At 61.8% G+C, this 17,071-nt stretch carries 14 protein-coding genes; 7 read left to right on the plus strand and 7 right to left on the minus strand.

From position 1 onward, the window contains the following. Positions 1-160: 160 nt before the first annotated feature. The 6 genes from VJZ71_16160 to VJZ71_16185 form a co-directional block, all read right to left on the minus strand. A complete protein-coding gene (locus VJZ71_16160; protein HKQ49607.1) occupies positions 161-1,303 on the minus strand; it encodes a prepilin-type N-terminal cleavage/methylation domain-containing protein in 1,143 nt (380 codons plus the stop codon). Then, positions 1,300-1,755 (minus strand): type II secretion system major pseudopilin GspG, encoded by a 456-nt coding sequence (gspG, locus tag VJZ71_16165; GenBank protein ID HKQ49608.1) that lies wholly within the window; start codon positions 1,753-1,755, stop codon positions 1,300-1,302. The genes VJZ71_16160 and gspG overlap by 4 nt, the downstream gene beginning before the upstream one ends. Before the next feature lie 91 nt (positions 1,756-1,846). Beyond that, positions 1,847-3,043, minus strand: a complete 1,197-nt coding sequence (locus tag VJZ71_16170; GenBank protein ID HKQ49609.1) for a type II secretion system F family protein — start codon at positions 3,041-3,043, stop codon at positions 1,847-1,849. A 159-nt stretch (positions 3,044-3,202) separates the two neighbouring features. Beyond that, the gene (locus tag VJZ71_16175; protein HKQ49610.1) at positions 3,203-3,355 is read right to left on the minus strand and encodes a hypothetical protein; all 153 of its coding nucleotides are present in this window, start codon (positions 3,353-3,355) and stop codon (positions 3,203-3,205) included. Next, positions 3,352-4,959 carry a sodium-dependent transporter gene (locus tag VJZ71_16180; protein ID HKQ49611.1) on the minus strand — a complete coding sequence of 536 codons (1,608 nt, stop codon included), beginning with the start codon at positions 4,957-4,959 and terminating at the stop codon, positions 3,352-3,354. Before VJZ71_16180 ends, VJZ71_16175 begins: the two co-directional genes overlap by 4 nt. A gap of 46 nt (positions 4,960-5,005) precedes the next feature. Further along, positions 5,006-6,742 carry a Na+/H+ antiporter NhaC family protein gene (locus tag VJZ71_16185; GenBank protein ID HKQ49612.1) on the minus strand — a complete coding sequence of 579 codons (1,737 nt, stop codon included), beginning with the start codon at positions 6,740-6,742 and terminating at the stop codon, positions 5,006-5,008. 113 nt (positions 6,743-6,855) lie between these two features. On the opposite strand from VJZ71_16185, the gene VJZ71_16190 reads away from it, so the two are divergent. Continuing rightward, positions 6,856-7,989 (plus strand): acyl-CoA dehydrogenase family protein, encoded by a 1,134-nt coding sequence (locus VJZ71_16190; GenBank protein ID HKQ49613.1) that lies wholly within the window; start codon positions 6,856-6,858, stop codon positions 7,987-7,989. A 103-nt stretch (positions 7,990-8,092) separates the two neighbouring features. On the opposite strand, the gene VJZ71_16195 is transcribed toward VJZ71_16190, so the two are convergent. After that, complete coding sequence (locus VJZ71_16195) at positions 8,093-9,301, minus strand: proprotein convertase P-domain-containing protein (protein ID HKQ49614.1); 1,209 nt, start codon at positions 9,299-9,301, stop codon at positions 8,093-8,095. A 397-nt stretch (positions 9,302-9,698) separates the two neighbouring features. Between VJZ71_16195 and VJZ71_16200 the strand changes: the two genes are divergently transcribed. From VJZ71_16200 to VJZ71_16225, 6 genes are all read left to right on the plus strand, one after another. Then, positions 9,699-10,121: a hypothetical protein gene (locus VJZ71_16200; protein HKQ49615.1), complete on the plus strand. Its 423-nt coding sequence runs from the start codon at positions 9,699-9,701 to the stop codon at positions 10,119-10,121. 39 nt (positions 10,122-10,160) lie between these two features. After that, the gene (locus VJZ71_16205; GenBank protein HKQ49616.1) at positions 10,161-10,436 is read left to right on the plus strand and encodes a hypothetical protein; all 276 of its coding nucleotides are present in this window, start codon (positions 10,161-10,163) and stop codon (positions 10,434-10,436) included. A 379-nt stretch (positions 10,437-10,815) separates the two neighbouring features. After that, positions 10,816-13,353 (plus strand): ATP-dependent Clp protease ATP-binding subunit, encoded by a 2,538-nt coding sequence (locus tag VJZ71_16210; GenBank protein HKQ49617.1) that lies wholly within the window; start codon positions 10,816-10,818, stop codon positions 13,351-13,353. 195 nt (positions 13,354-13,548) lie between these two features. After that, positions 13,549-14,880, plus strand: a complete 1,332-nt coding sequence (locus VJZ71_16215; protein ID HKQ49618.1) for an endonuclease/exonuclease/phosphatase family protein — start codon at positions 13,549-13,551, stop codon at positions 14,878-14,880. Positions 14,881-14,943: 63 nt separating this feature from the next. Beyond that, positions 14,944-15,195, plus strand: a complete 252-nt coding sequence (locus VJZ71_16220) for a phosphopantetheine-binding protein (GenBank protein HKQ49619.1) — start codon at positions 14,944-14,946, stop codon at positions 15,193-15,195. A 27-nt stretch (positions 15,196-15,222) separates the two neighbouring features. After that, the gene (locus VJZ71_16225) at positions 15,223-16,734 is read left to right on the plus strand and encodes an amino acid adenylation domain-containing protein (protein HKQ49620.1); all 1,512 of its coding nucleotides are present in this window, start codon (positions 15,223-15,225) and stop codon (positions 16,732-16,734) included. Positions 16,735-17,071 lie beyond the last annotated feature (337 nt).

Raw genomic sequence — 17,071 nt, forward strand, 5'->3', positions numbered from 1 at the left:
GTCCTGAGAGGGACGTACTCAGTTATCTCTGCCTGGCGGGCCCCGCTTCTTTTACCGACAAAAAGCGCCTGCGCCGCAAAGTAAAGAATCGCTCTTTTCGACGGAGATGCTGCCCTAACGTTTTATTGGACAGTTAGTTACAGATAGTCTGAGTGTTTAGCTATGACGGCGACTTGCCGTCCGTGTCGCTCTGTTTGGGTTGGGCTTCCTGAAAGGCACGGCGAATCTCCTCTTTTTCCTCGTCCGAGAGGTTGGAATCGGCCAGTTCCTTCTCAAGCTGGGCCAGGGCGTCGTCAGCGGATTGAGGGGCGTTGGGGTCGGCGGCGGCGTCCTGCGGAGGTTGGCCTTGCTGGAGCGCCGTCGGATCGATGGGTGGGAGGTTGCCAATCTCCTGTTGTCCCGATGACGGATCGACCGCAGCCTGCGATGAATCGTCGGCCCCCTTCTGGCCGGTCCCATCCGCGGGGATGGTCAGCGTCATGTCTTCCGGTGCGGTCACATCCGGGATTTCGAGCTTCTCCCGCTGGACATAAAAGGTGGGGTCGTTCAGTTGCTTCTGGGTGACGGCGTCGCGAATCGTCGCCAAGCCCGTACGGCCGTCAAGGACCACCCAGGACTGCGGCTCTTCCTCGGGCAACTCCTCCGTAGGCGCGATTCGAGAGAGAACAAGGGTGGCCCATTCCGCCGAGCCGTCGGCCTCGAAGAGGATGATCGGCCGAAGCTCGTCGATCTCGATCTCCTGGCCGCCCATGCCATCGGAGCGGGCCGCCTGCAACTTCGCGGACGTAGATTCGACAGCGGAGGTCTCTTCTTCAGCGACGGGCTCGGCCTCGAGCGGATCGACCACCCCCTCTTCCGAGACGGAAACCGGGCGCATGTAGGCGGGCCGACCCGGCAGGACGCGATGCACCTCGATATCCGCCAGTAGCGCGGGTTCCTCGGCCCAATCGTAATAAGCGGGCACCCACAGGCCCGGCTCGATGATGGGATCGGGCTCGACCTCGATAACAGGTTGCTGTTCGCCGGGGCTGAATCGGACGCGGTGGCGCCGATGTTCCAGCATCGCCGACGATCGCGTCATGTAGAGGAGCGAACGGAGCCGCGAGGCGGATTCAGGCAACTCCGCCGCGACAAGTTGGCCCTGCATGAGCGGCCACGCCATCGCCGCAAGCAGGACGAACAGCGACAGCGCCAGCAGCACTTCAAGGAGCGTAAAGCCTCGGCGCAACGCAGGGCGGGCTCTGCCCGCCGTTTGACCGGCGCGCAAACTTCGGCGGGTGGAACCCGCCCTACCCGCGGTCATCGATCCGTCTTCCAATTCACTACGTCGTCTTCGGTGCCTTCGCGGTTGTCGGGACCATTGCTCCACAAATCGTACTTACCTTCGTTGTGTTGGCCATTGGCGTTGTACTGGTACTCGTTGTCCCACGGGTCCTTCAGGCCGCTTTCGTTCTCGATGTACGGACCGGCCCACTTCTTGGCGATGTCGTCGTCGCTGGGCTTTTCCAGAAGGTACTTGAGTTCCTCCGGGTACATTCCCGTGTTTACCTTGAACAGGTTGATGGCCTGGCTCAAGGGACCATTCGGACCGATCGCCGCCTTCGCCAGATCGACCTTGGCTTTGTCGCTCTGCGTGGTCAGCGCCGGCACGACAAACGCCGCCAGGAGGGCGAGCAATCCGACGACCAGGAGGATTTCCAGAAGGGTGAAACCCCGCCGCCCCGCCGCTCTTCGTGTGTACGTGTTCTTTTTCATAACGTCAGCTCCTTGAAACGTATCGTTCCTATCAAATCCAACGGATTCTATCGTCGTTCGTTCCGCTCCGACACTATCCCCTCCACAAGCGTTAAGTCGCCCCGGCGCTCATGGTCAGGATCGGCAACAGCAGCGCAATCGCGATGACCGCCACGACCACCGCCATGATGATCAGCAAAATTGGCTCCAGGAACCGCACCATCAGGTCGATCTGCCGCCCCGTCCGGGCCTCGTACGAATCGGCGATGGTGACGAGCACATTCTCCAGGTTATTACTCTCCTCGCCGACGGCGATCATGTCCACGATATCCAGCGGAAACAGCCCGCTCCTGCCCAGCGGCGCGGCCAGGGACGTCCCTTTACGCACGCCCTCAATGGACTCGTCGACCACTTCCATCAGCAGCCGATTGCCCGCCGAGTCGCGGCTGATCTTCAGCGCCTGAAGGATCGGCACGCCGTTGTGTAAAAGGGTTCCCAGAATTCGGCAGAACCGGCAGATCGCCACCAGCGTGATGATCTTGCCCATCATCGGCGCCTTCAGCGAGAACTTGTCCATCGCCATCCGCCCACGCTCGCTGCGGATCAGCGCGATGGTCGCAATCACGACAACCGCCAATACGCCCGCCACGGCCGTCCCGTTCGCCTGGAGAAAATCGCAAAAAGCGAAAACCAGCTTGGTTAGCGGCGGCAGTTCACCGCGAAGAAACGAACGCACCTTCGGCACGATCACCACGAGAATGAAGATGATGATGCACGTCCCCACGCCCATCAGCAGGGCGGGATACAGCATCGCGCCGAGAAGCTTGTTGCGCAGTTCGTTTTGCCGCTCGGTGAAAACGGCGATGCGGGCGAGCACATCCTCCAGAAATCCGCCCTTCTCCCCCGCGCGGATCATCGATACATGCAGCGGATTGAAGGCGTTGGGATGTTTGGACATCGCGTCCGCCAGCGTCTGGCCGCTGGACAGGTCCTCGCGAACCTCCCGCAGGATCTCCTTGAACACGGCGTTCGACGTCTGCTTGTGCAGCACATCCAGCGACCGCAGCGCGGGCACGCCCGCCCGCAGCAAATCCGCGAACTGCGAATACAGAACGGCGACCTTCGCCCCCTTGACCTTCCGCTTCCGCCCGCCGGCGCCCCGACTCGCCTTGCCCCCCTCGCGGACATCGACCGGAAACAGAAGCTGCTCGTCCAGCGAGCGGAGGACCTGCTGCTGGTTATCGGCGGTCAGTACACCGCTGACGGTCTTGCCTTCGGCGTTGCGGGCGGTGTAGGTGAAGCTGGGCATGGCGGTAGCAGTCGAGCGGGCCTGCGTGCTGCATCGGCATCTAAGGCCTGACGGCCACAGCCATTATAAACAGGAAACCGGGCTGCTTGCCGCCCACGCGCAATGGGTCCGCAACTTCGTATACCCTGCCTCGAAATGGGGATTGCAGGGTTGTCGGTGTCAGGTATGGGTGTCTTGCGTATCGATATCGACCGGGGAATGCATGTGATTAGCGGCCGAGGGCTTGGCCAGGACGCGATGGAAACAAAAACAGGTCAAGCCGACGACGAAGCTCAGCGAGCCAATCATGAAAATCCAGCCCTCTGTCGTCATGATCGCGCCTCCGCCGGTAAACGACCCGTGTCCTTGGTCTCCGCCTTCCATCGCCGCCCGCCGATGTTGATCAACACGAGCAGGAACACCGTCACAACGACGACGAGGGCAAATGATAGCGCCACAACATTGTCGGAACGGATTTGATCGACGTATTTCTTGAAATCGTTGTAGAAAAACAAGCCGAGCATGATCAGGAGATACGCCGGCGTAACGTATCGGATGACAAACGGGAAGAACCGAGGCAGGCGTAGCTCCGCGCCCTCGTGCGCGAACTGGACCCCGCGCTTCACTCCGAAAACCCAACCAAAGAGCAGCGTTTGCACGGCAGCGAGGACGACGATCGCGATCGTCCCGATGGTGTCATCGAGGAAGATGAGGGACTTCAGGTCCTTGCTGAAAAAGATCACGAAGAGCGAGCCCAGCCCGGTCACAAATCCCAGCAGTGCGACCGAGGCGCGTCGGCCGATACCCAGCGCTTCTTCGAGAAAAGCGATGGCGGGCTGCAGCATGGAAAGCGAACTCGTAATCGCCGCCAGGAACAACATAAAGAACCAGAGAAACCCGAACAGCCGCCCACCGGGCATGTGTTGAAATACGATCGGCAGGGTATGGAAGCCCAGCGAAAATGTGCCCGTCTGTGATGCCCCGGCGGCACCAAGGAACACAAACGCCGCCGGAATGGTGATCAATCCGCCGAGACAAACCTCGAAAAACTCATTGGTCGCCGACGCCGTAAGCCCGGATAGAACCACATCGTCCTTGCGCTTGAGATAGCTTGCATAATTAATGATCACGCCGAACCCGACGGACAGGCTGAAGAAGATTTGACCGGCGGCGTTCATCCAGACTTTTGGATTTGCCAGCGCTTCATACCAGCTCGTATCGCCTGCCAGGGGTTTCGGATTCCACATGAAGCCGAGCCCTTTCATGACGCTGAACTCGGGCTTGCTCGGATCGGGAGTACCCAGCGTCAAAACGCGGATCAGTACGATGATGGCACAAAGTGCCATAAGCGGCATCGCATACGTGCAGAACTTCTCGATCCCGCCGGACAATCCGCGGTAGATGAAATAAAAGTTCACCGCGAAAACGATCAGCCACACGACGACGCTGATGTGCACCCGGCCGTCGAGCATCAGCCCATCCTGATTGGCTCCGACGAATGAATTGAAATAGTCGACGCTCTTCGTCGCGTACTGGCCCGAATCGCCTCCGAGATCGATCCAACCCATGAGATAACTCATGGCGTATCCCATGCACCACGATTCGATCAGAACGTAGTACATGTAGATGATGACGGGGATGATCAATCCCAACACGCCGAGATAACGCCAGATCGAACGGCGCCCGAGCAGGCCGAAGATCGCCGGGGCGGAATTGAAGCCGTGCTGCCCGCCGTACTTGCCCATCGCCCACTCGGCCCAGCAGATCGGGATGCCGAGGAAGATCAGCGCGCAGAAGTAAGGGATCATGAACGCCCCGCCGCCGTTCGCTGCCGCCGTTCCGGGAAACCTCAGAAAGTTTCCGAGCCCGACGGCCGAACCGGCGACCGCGAGGATCATCCCCAGCCGGCTGCCCCACTGTTCTTTGGATTGCGCCATAGACGATCGTCTCCTCACTCCACCGCGGCGACTCGGTAACGAATTGTCACGCGACCACCGCCGCCCGCTCGCGAATCGGTCGCCCGATCGCATACACGATGACGACCAGGCCCGCGCTGCCCGTCAGGAGCCCGACCCACGCCGGCGCGCCCAGCCAGCCGCAAAGCAAATCGCCCGCCACGATCTCCATCAGTGCCGCGGTCACGGCATAGGGCAATTGCGTCCAGACGTGCGCCTCCAGGCTGCATTCCGAGGCCAACGCCGACAAGACGGTCGTGTCGCTGATGGGAGAACAATGATCGCCAAAGACCGCGCCTGCCAGAACACTTCCCACGGAGCCGTAGAATAGCGTGAGCGCGTCGTCCCTGGCAAGGTCGGTGGCCAGATGCCCAGCCAGGAGGACGGCGACCGGACAAAGGATACCCATCGTCCCCCACGATGTTCCCGTCGCAAAGGAAACGATGCAGGCGGCGACGAAGATCATGAGCGGCAGGAGGTGCGGTGAGAACTGATGCGACTTCAACTCGCGGACCGCTACCTGCCCTAAGTGAAGGTCCCTCATGCTGTCCGAGAGCGCCCACGCGAAGATCAGGATGGCGATCGCAGGGATGACGCGCTGGACGCCCTCCATCATCGACTCCAGCGATCGCATGAACGTGAGAGACCTTGTGGCCACGCTGAGACCGATAGCCAACAACACCGAGATGATTGCCCCATAGAGAATCGCCGCGTAGGCGTTGACGTTTTTCAGAATGTCGGCCATCGTCCGCGGCTCCGCGGACCCGTACCAACCCGTCAGGAACAGGATGAGGACGGTTGCCACAACGAGGCCGCCGACCGGCAGGCCCGCGTACCACCACTTCGCGCGGTCGTGAGCCGTGATCCGATGCTCCTCTTGAAAGGGCGTCGCCCGCGCCGCCTCGCGCTCCTCGGCCTTGCGCATGGGACCGAAATCGCGGCCGGTCCACCCCAAGAGAAACACGAGCACCAGCGTGAAGATGGCGTAGTAGCGATACGGCAAGCTCCGCACGAACGCCTCGTACGCCCCGACATCCGCCAGGAACGCCGGCAGATGCCCATCCGACTTGAGTTGATCGAGCCCCGTCTGAATGAAGCTCACTTCGGTCGTGATCCACGTCCCGAACAGCGCGAGCGATGCCACCGGCGCCGCCGTGGCATCGAGGATGAACGACAGCTTCTCCCGGCTGATCCGCAACCGATCGGTAATCGGCCGCATCGTCGGACCGATGATCAGGCAGTTCGAGTAGTCATCGAAAAACACGACCAGCCCGGCCAGGAACGTCGTAAGCTGCCCGCGACGGCGAGTGCGGGCCAATCCGCTGACCGCGCGGACCATCGCCGCCGTCCCGCCGTTCGCGTGAATGACCGCGACCATGCCGGAAATCGTCAGGCTGGCCAGAACCGTCATCATCCTCGCCGGATCGGCCGTCCCACTGTGCGAAGGATCGGCAATCGCCCCGACGAGATAACGCTCAATCGCCAACCGCGCGGCCGTCACGAACCCGTTGGCCCCGCCGAACTTCGCCTCCGGCGGCAGGCAGTACATCACCATCGCCGACGCCGTGAGGATGCCCATGATCATCGCGGGGAAGACCTGGCGCAGGAGGATGGCCATGCCGATCGCGACAATCGCCGGCGCGACCGTCCACAGGCCGTAAAGATCCTCCGGCAATGGCGGCGCGGCCGGGGCGGTCGTCGTTTGCGAAACTGGAACGAGAAACGGTAGAAATGCGATGAGGACGACCAGCGACGTGAGGGCCACGGCTGCGCGCCGACGCCCCCGCCTCCACGTGCCGACCGCCAAAACCATGGGGCGAGACCGTAGCCGCGACCCCGAACCGCGTCAACGTGCGGTGGATCGGTTATTATACGCGCATGGACTTCAGCCTCTCACCCTCTCAACAAGCCGCCAAGGACGAAGCCATTGAATTCGCCCAGCGCGAACTAACGACGGGCGACGTCGATCCCGTTTTCGACCGCGACGGCTGGAAAAAATGCCGCGCGATCGGTGCGATGGGCATCACCGCCCCCACCGACTACGGCGGTCGCGGGCAGACCCTCAACGAATTCGTCGCCGCCATGGAGGGGCTGGGCTACGGCTGTCGCCGCATGGGCCTGCTCACGGCGATCGGCGCGCACGTCTTCGGCGTCGTCGAGCCGCTCTGCGTCGCCGGGACCGATGAGCAAAAGAAAAAGTTCCTCCGCAAGCTGGCGACCGGCGAATGGGTCGGGGCCCACAGCGTGACCGAGCCGCAGGCCGGCTCCGACCTGATGAGCTTCACGACCACCGCGGCGCTGAAGAATGATCACTACATCATCAACGGCAAGAAGCGGTACACCACCTGCGGCGCGGGGGCTGATCTGCATGTCGTCTATGCCAAAATGGACGACCCGACGCGCTATCGCCTCTCCTGCTTCCTCATCGAACCCGGCACGTCGGGCATGACGGTCCGACCACTGCCCGCCGTCGGGCTGACCGGGTCGGGCCTCTCCGAAGTGACCTATGAAGACGTGAAAGTCCCGGTCGCGAACATCCTCGGCAAGCCCGGCGCGGGGGCGATGCTCTTCCAGGGCTCCATCGAACGCGAGCGGGCCTGCATCTTCGGCGCGGCCCTCGGCTCCATGCAGCGCGAAATCGAACTCGCCATCACCTACGCCAACGAACGCGTCGTCGCCGGCAAACCGATCGCCGGTCACCAGGCGATCTCCCACCGCATCGCGGACATGAAAGTCCGCCATGAGGCGTCGCGACTCCTGCTCTACCAGGTGACGGCGCTGAAATCGGCCAACAAGCGCGCCCCGCTCGAAGCGGCGATCGCCAAGCTCTTCGTGAGCGAATCGTTCGTGCAGAACAGCCTCGACCTCATCCGCATCCACGGCGGCAACGGCTTCGTGAACGAAGGCGGCGTGGAGAGCTTTCTCCGCGACAGCCTCGGCGGCATCATCTACAGCGGCACCAACGACATCCAGCGCAACATCATCGCGGCGGGGCTGGGGCTTCGCGGCTGATCCGCAGAGTGGCCGCCTCGTCCAATCACTGCCAAAAAAATGGCCGATCCCTCCCGAGGTTACGAGAGAGACCGGCCGGTGAAATTCCAAATCCGCGCGACGGTTAGAAGCGACGGCGTATCGAGCGGCGCATCATCCCGAAGCTCAGGACCATGAACGGCAACATGATGCCGGTGCCCGTGCCGCAGAAGCTGAACGGATCGCAGGCGTCGGGAATCCCATCGCCGTCTCCATCCAGCGAGTCGTCGCCCTCGGCGCACTCATCGCAGGGATCGCCCACGCCGTCCCCGTCAGCGTCGGGGTAGGTGCAGGTGGTGATCTCCAATGTCCAATCTTCAAGGACGCCGATGTCGCCGGCCGCCACGTCCCCGATCGTCAACGTCCAAATGCCGTTCGGATCTTCACCGATGAAAGCGGCAAAGGGCTCCTCCGGGCACAAAGGGGTGGCGGTCGTGAGATCGACATACAGATGATCGGTGACCAAGCCATCGTTGTTGTCATAGGGAACCTGGCCGGCGGGATTGGCATCGTCGTCCCATTGGGTTCCGTCAAAAACGTTGTCGAGTCCTTCGCCGTTCTCCGAAGAGAGGGTCACAATCGTCCCAGAAGGCGACGTGAGTCCGATGACGAGGTCGCCGAAGAACGTATGTTTCATATGAGTGACGACGCGAACCTTGCAGATTCGATTGCTCAGGCCGAGGGCGTGGATCTGGGAATTGACTGCGGACTCATCGAGGATGTTAAGGTCGGCGGCGTTTTCGAATGACGCGACGGTATCCGTCGGCGCCGAGGGGAGCGTGCTCACGGCGAGGTTCCAATTGTCAAGAACACCGCCGTTGGAGTTTTCATCATCACTGATCGTCAGGGTCCAGACGCCGTTGGGGTCTTCGCCGATGAACGCGCCCAGCGGTTCTTCGGGAGTCAGCGGAGTCCCGGTCGTCCCATCCACAAACGACGAGTCAGTGACCATGCCATCGTTGTCGTCATAGGGAACGATGCCGCCGGGATTGGCGTCGTCGTCCCAGATGGTGCCGTTGAAGATATTGTCATTGCCGCCGCCATTGTCGGTCGTCAACGTGACGATCGTCCCCGCCGGGGACATGAGCGTGATGTCCAAGTCGGTGCAGTTGCTGTGGGTCAGGTTGGTCGTGACATCGAGATCCCAGAGATAGGCGCCGGCGGCGGAGACTGTGATCGTGGAAGTGACGACGGGCTCGTCGCCGCCGGAAATCACCACCGGCGTCGAGTTTGTGAAGGTGGCGGTGATTTCAGTGCAACCCGGCCCCGGTGGCGTGACGGCCAACGATGCCACCGCCAAACCGAAAACAACCCCTGTAACCACGGCAACACACACTGCGCCCTGGCGAATACACTTCCGTCCCCCGATTTTTTCGTTCCAATACATCCTTGATTCTCCCGCGTTGCAACTTTGCTCCGTCCGGCTCCGTCGCTGGTACGGCTGGGCGGGGATTGTACGGGAGCCGACCATCGAGGCAAACACTGTGAACCGGCAAAAATTGCCGCTGCCGACCAAAATCGGACCCCTCCCATTTGGCATGCGATTCGTCATACAGGGACTTTGGAGATTGTCGGGTTTTCCTTATACTGATCGAGCTTTGACGCCAATCGTCGGGCCCCTATCGCCGCCGAAATGGGTGACGTAAACGGCGGACGGACCTGCCGGCAGGTTTTTTCAGGACAGATCGATCATGAAGATGCCGAACTTTCGACTCTACGACACTCAGGCGACAACAGCCATGCTGGCGGGCGCGCTGGGTTTCCTCTGCTTAATGGGATTGTCCGTCGTCGTGTTCAAGGGGCTCGACACGCAGCAGTGGGTAATCCCCTTCAGCGATCGCATCGGTTGGTCGCAATACCGCCAGCCGCTGATCTACGCGGTCACGCCGGTGGTCATCCTTCTCGGAATTGCCGCCGGCGCGCTTGGCTTTCGCAGCCTCGGGCAGGCCCGAAACACCAAGCAGGGCCGATCGTGGATGGGCATGACGCTCGGTGCGGTTTGCATCGCACTCGCACCGGTCATGATTTACGCGTGGATGCAATTGAGCGAGCCGATTATCGTCGGCGATAAGAAACCGGGCGGAGCGGTCGAGCAGGTCATCGGTCAGCCGTAACCCCTTCGCCGACGATGGCGCACTCGGACAGGAAATCTCGTGGGCACCTGGCTGCTGAATGTGATACTGCCGGGCACGGGATTGATCCTGGCTCGGCGCGAATGGCTGGGTTTTCTCCTGGCCATCGTCTTCGGGATCTGCGGCAACGTCGCACTCGCCGGCTGGTTCATCGCCCCGGCGGCCATGCCGCCCTGGCTGGCGGCGATCGCGACGGTCCTGGCCCTCCTCTCCTGGGCGGCAGCCCAAATCATGCTTCGACGCCATTTCTCCCGGCCCAAGGGCCCGCCTTCGGACGCGGATTTTTCATGTCAATGACGCGTTATCGGCAGTGATGTCGAAAGAACCGCCTGCCATCCGACTGCTGGCGGGAGTTCACGCGGGCAATTCGGCAACCGATAGAGGGTAGGGCTGAGGCAGAGCCCGCCTGTCCATGAGCCGCCTCGTGGAAGGACCGAGAAAGCACAGCTAGAATTGCGACGAATGGACATCGCGGTTATCGTCGCAACTCAGCACCTGCCGCGACCAAGACCCACGATCTTGGCGCGCCGGGACGGACGACTCTCAACGGAGCAGCGCGATGGCGATCGGGTCGAATCCCCGGCCCTTGGGGTGCCGGAGAGGACGTCGGTGAGGCGGCGGTTGAAAGTAACGGCGAAGTTCGAACTTCCCGGCGGACGGGAGAGGATGTGAACGAATGTTTGAGCGATTCACAGATCGTGCGCGGAAAGTGATGGCCCTCGCCAACCAGGAAGCGCAGCGCTTCAACCATGAATACATCGGGACGGAGCACATCCTGTTGGGCCTCGTGAAGGAAGGCAGCGGGGTCGGCGCCAACGTCCTGAAAAACCTCGAAGTGGACCTGCGCAAGGTCCGGCTGGAAGTCGAGAAGCTGGTCAAGAGCGGCCCCGACATGGTGACCATGGGCAAGCTCCCCCAGACGCCGCGGGCCAAGAAAGTCATCGAATTCGCCATCGAAGAGGCCCGCAATCTCAACCATAACTACGTCGGAACGGAACACCTGCTGCTCGGCCTCCTCCGGGAACAGGACGGCGTGGCCGCCCAGGTGCTGATGAATCTGGGCATCAAACTTGAAGAAGTCCGTGAAGAGGTATTGAATCTACTAGGTGCCGGTGTGGAAAACGAAGAAGCAACGGGGGGCGGCGCAGGCAGTCAGGAGACGACCGGTCGGAAGGGTTCCAAATCCCGGACGCCGGCGTTGGATTCCTTCGGGCGCGACCTCACCGAGATGGCCAAGAGCGGAAAACTCGACCCGGTCATCGGGCGCGAGAACGAGATTGAACGCCTCCTCGTCGTGCTGTGCCGGCGCTATAAAAATAACCCGGTGCTGCTCGGCGAAGCGGGCGTCGGCAAGACGGCGATCGTCGAGGGACTGGCCCAGCGCGTCGTCTCCAACGACGTTCCCGAACTCCTCGCGGATAAGCGCATCGTGGTCCTCGATCTCGCGATGATGGTCGCCGGGACCAAATACCGCGGACAATTCGAGGAGCGGATCAAGGCGGTCATGAACGAAGTCCGCCGGGCCCGCAACATCATCCTCTTTATTGACGAGTTGCATACCCTGGTCGGCGCGGGCGGGGCCGAAGGGGCCATCGACGCATCGAACGTGCTCAAGCCGGCGCTGTCGCGCGGGGAATTGCAGTGCATCGGGGCAACGACCCTGGACGAATACCGCAAATACATTGAGAAGGATGGCGCGCTGGAGCGCCGCTTCCAGCAGATCATCGTCGAGCCGCCCTCGAAGGTTGAAACGCTGGAAATCCTCAAAGGCCTGCGTGATCGATACGAGGCGCACCATCGCGTGCAGATCACCGATGGGGCGCTCTCCGGCGCCGTCGAGTTGTCGATGCGCTACATTCCCGGCCGAGTGTTGCCGGACAAGGCGATCGATGTGATCGACGAAGCCGGCGCGCGGGTACGGCTCAAGGCCATGACCAAGCCGGAAGACCTCTCCAAACTCGAGGAAGAGATCAAGAAGCTCAACCTCGAGAAAGATGAATCCGTCCGCAATGCCGACTACGAGCGGGCCGCGGACCTCCGCGACAAGGCGATCAGCCTCGCCGCCGACAAAGAGAAAATGGAAAAGCAGTGGCACGATCACCGTAACGAGATCGACGGCGTGGTGGACGAAGAAGTTGTCGCCGAGGTCGTCAGCAAGATGACCGGCGTGCCGCTGACGAGGCTGGAGAAGGAAGAGGCGGAGCGCCTATTGGAATTGGAGACGGAGCTGCACAAGCGCGTCATCAGCCAGCAGGAGGCCATCAGCGCGGTCGCCCGAAGCGTCCGCCGCTCGCGCAGCGGCTTGAAAGACCCGAACCGCCCGATGGGCAGCTTCATTTTCATCGGCCCCTCCGGCGTCGGCAAGACGCTGCTGGCCAAGAGCCTCGCCGAGTTCATGTTCGGTGCGGAAGAGGCCCTGATCTCCATCGACATGTCGGAGTACATGGAAAAACACAACGTCAGCCGTTTGATCGGCGCGCCTCCGGGCTACGTCGGCTACGAGGAGGGCGGACAGCTCACCGAGCGGATCCGCCGCCGGCCGTATGCCGTGGTGCTCCTGGATGAGATTGAAAAAGCGCACCCCGATTGTTTCAACATGTTGCTGCAGATCATGGAAGAAGGCCGACTGACGGATTCGTTCGGTCGCCACGTCGACTTCCGCAACGTGGTCCTGATCATGACCAGCAATATCGGGGCCGACAAGATCACCCACCAGTCTACCTTCGGCTTCGAGAAGCGCGACGAGAACGTCAGTTACGAGAAGATGCGCAACGTCCTGAAGGTCGAGCTGGAGCATCATTTCCGGCCGGAGTTCCTCAACCGCGTCGACGAGGTCGTCGTCTTCCACAAGCTGAACCATGCGGACCTGACCCGGATCGTGGAGCTGGAGATCAAGAAGGTCGCGAAGCGACTGATCGAGCACGGTCTGACGCTCGAGCTGTCGAACGAGGCCAAAGAGTTTCTGTTGGAAAAGGGAACCGATGAAAAGTTCGGGGCGCGGCCGCTACGCCGGGCCATCGAGCAGCACCTGGAAGACCCGCTCAGCGAAAACCTCCTTCGCGGAAAATACAAGGGCAAGAAAGACATTCATGTCGCGCTGGTCGACGTCGGCGGCGAGAAGAAGCTCAGCTTTGACCCGACCGAGGGCGGCCCGGCGGGCGAAGTCGAGCCGGAACTGGCCGGCGCAGGGGCCGGGCCGAGCGAGGCCACGTGAATTCGAGCGGATAATGCTTGATCCAGCGGCCCCGCGGAGCAATCGCGGGGCTGTTTTCTGCGCGGGGCAGTCCTCCGCCACGGCGTCGGCGAATTTGAAACGCGCGTCCGTACTTGTTATATTGATCGATCAGCTTCCAGTAAAGGTTCAGCCGCGGGCCGGGTGGCGATTTGACTTCGAAGGGGGAAGGACCTGATGGCTGCCGCTCATTCGTTTTTTTCTCGCGACAATCGGTACCCCAACCGCGCTCGGTTAGCGGCGGGACTGTCGATCCTCCTGCTGGCCCGCCCGGTCTTCGCCCTCAACCCGCTCGCCGGGGACTACTCGAAGGACAACCTCCTTGATGTCCGCATCGTCGCTTACAACACACAAGGTAATTTCATCACGGATCCTGCCGCCGACCCCGAATTCAACCGCATCCTGATTGCGCTAAGGCCTGACATTATCTGCTTCGAGGAGATCAATACCTCTCTTTCGTCCGGTACGATCGCGAGCCGCCTCAATTCGATTATTCCGATTGGCGGCGCGGGTTGGCAGATTCACCTCGGCAAATCCGGCGGAACACGAAACGTGCTGGCTTCGCGGTTTCCGCTCTCGCAAACGCGCATCGATACGATCCCCGAGTCATCGACCCGCGGCGTCACTATTGCCCTTGCCGACCTGCCGAATGCGACACATCCCGTGGATGTGTATTTGCACGGCGTGCATCTCAAGTGCTGCGGCAACGCCGGCGGCTCGGAGGACGCCGACCGCCAACGCAGCGCCGACGCCATCGCCAACTGGCTGGGCGATGCCCGCGGCGCCGCGCGGCCGTCGGGCAACAACATCGTGCTGCCGCCCAACACGCCGATGATCGTGCTCGGGGACTTCAATCTCGTCGGCGGGCCCCAGCCGGAGAACACGCTCCTGACCGGCAACATCATTGACAACGCCACCTTTGGGACCGACGTGAAGGGCGATTGGGACGTGTCCGACCTCACCAACCTCAACCCGCTCGATCCCTTCACCGGAAACAACTTCACCTGGCAGGGCAGCCAATCCTTTCCCCCCTCGGCGCTGGATCGCTTCATGGTCACGGACAGCGCCTTCACCGTGGCGAACAAATTCATACTCAATACAGACGCCATGACGCCGTCCGCGCTCGCCGCCGCCGGCCTGCAGGCCGGCGACACGCTTCCTCAAAACTCGTCGGATCACCTGCCGATCGTCATGGACCTGCGCGTGGTCGATCCTTGTGCGACGGACGCCGATGGCGATGGAACGGCCGATTGCAACGACGGCTGCCCGAACGATCCCGGGAGAATCGTCCCTGGCCTGTGCGGCTGCAACGTGCCGGCGTCCGTCCAGGGCAGCGGAGATGTCAGCCGCGATTCACGGATCGATGCCGCAGACATTCCCGCGTTGGTCAACGAGTTGTTGGCGCCCACCGCGCCGAGTGAAGCGGCCTGCGCGGCGGATGTGGATCAGAATGGAGCGGTCGACGAATCGGATATCGAACCCTTCATCGGCCTGCTGGTCACTCAATGACGCCGAGCGAACGCTGGTTTGAGTTGACAGCCGAGGGGCATGTTTTTAATCTCAATCGCTGGTATGAAACTGGACGCGCGCGAACAACTTCGGCAGCATCTCTTCGGCACATTGATGCCCACGGCCCGCGAGGTCTGGCCGGCGGATGACGCCGATCTCTATGCGCACGGGCTGGACTCGCTGCGCCTGATGCAGCTTCTGGTCTACATCGAGCAAAAACTCGGCGTGAATCTGCCGGACCACGAAGTCACGCCCGAGCGCGTCTCGTCCATTGCGTCCATCGTCGAGTGGGTCGGTCAGCATCAGCGGTGTTAGGCCGCGATCTTTACGCGGTGGGCCGCCATGTCGCAGTCCCTTTACCTATTGCTACAAGATGCGGCGGGGCGGTTCGATTCGCGGCCCGCAATGGAGTTCGGCGCCGAGCGGCGGACCTATGGCGAGATGTTGGAGGAGTGCGATCGACTGGCGGCCCTGCTGACGCGGCACGGCGCCGCGCCCGGCGCCCGCGTCGCCTTTTGTTTCAAGAAGTCCATCGACGCAATCGTCGCGCTCTTTGCGATCATTCGCACCGGCGCGACCTACGTGCCGCTCGAACCGACCTGGCCCGACGAACGCAAGAGGACCATCTGCGAAGACGCGGGGATTCGCCTTTGGCTGGGAACCGATCCACCCGCGAACGTTCCGTGTGTTGAATCCTCGATCGTCTCGAATGCCGTCGACCGCTGCATCGCATTGTCTTTGGCGCGGCGGGAACCCCCCGCGTCGGGCCCGCCGGTCCCGCCTGCCGACGACCTCGCCAACATCCTTTACACCTCCGGCTCAACCGGCCGGCCCAAGGGCGTGCAGATCACGACGCAAAGCCTGCTGCATTTTTCCCATTGGGCAGCGGAGTATTTTGAACTGACACCGGAAGATCGCGTCGCCAATCATGCGCCGTACAACTTCGACCTCTCCACGCTCGACATCTTCGCGGCGGTCTGCGCGGGTGCGACGATGTGCCCTGTGCCGGAGCGGTTGAAGATGTTTCCCTACCAGATGGCTAAATGGATCGCGGATACACGGGTTAGCATTTGGTACTCCGTACCTTCGGCGCTGGTGATGATGCAGCTCCGCGGAAAGCTCGCCGACCACGACCTGTCGGCGCTGCGGCATGTCATCTTTGCCGGAGAGGTCCTGCCCAAGCCGGCGTTGAAAGAGTTGTCGCAACAACTTCCCGGCGCCTCCTGGACCAACCTCTACGGCCCGACGGAGACCAACGCCTGCACCTACCACCGCGTCACCCAAACGGACCTGGACGATGACGGGCCGCTGCCTATCGGTCGAGCGCTGAGCGACACGCGGTTGTGGATCGTTGATGAATCTGGAACCCCGATCTTTGGCGGCGATGCCGGCGAGCTGCTTGTCGCCGGTCCGATCGTAACGAGTGGCTATTTCGGCGATGCGGAGCTGACCGCGCATCGACTCGTCCCAGCCCCAGACGGCGCCGGCTTGGCCTATCGCACCGGCGATCGCGTGCGCCGCCGATCCGACGGTATCCTGATGTTCGAAGGCCGCATCGACCGCATGATCAAATGCCGCGGTCATCGCATAGAGCCGGGCGAAGTCGAGGCGGCCATCGTGCGCCACCCGCAGGTCAAGGAAGTCGCGGTCGTCGCCCTGCCCGATCCCATCTTCGGCAACCGCCTCAAGGCCTGCATCGCCCCGCGCGAAGGCGCGCGGCCCAGCGAGTCCGAACTCATCGAACACTGCCGCGACAAATTGCCGGCCTACATGCTCCCCGACGTGTGGCAGTTCTATGATTCCCTGCCGCGGACAGATCGGGAGAAGGTGGATTTGCAAGGTTTGACCATTTAGCGCTTCCGAAAAGGGTATGGAACCGGTATCATTGCAACTGTGTATCGTTGGAGTCCAAGGGGGATAGAACGTGCCCACATTAAGATCACCACGACACCTAAACTGGCTCGCGCTTTTGATTGGCGGGGTCACAATAGTTGATACAAGTTACGCTCTGCCAAGCCCCAGTTTCATGGGCCTTGGAGATCTTCCCGGTGGTGGAATTTACAGTAGTGCGAACGATGTCTCGGCGGACGGCAGGGTGGTAATCGGGGCAAGCCGGTCAACTGCTTCGGGAAGCCTATATGAGGCTTACCGCTGGACGTTGGCAGGTGGTATGGAGCCACTCGGTGACTTT

It is taken from the genome of Phycisphaerae bacterium, assembly GCA_035275405.1.
GTDB lineage: Bacteria > Planctomycetota > Phycisphaerae > UBA1845 > UTPLA1 > DATEMU01.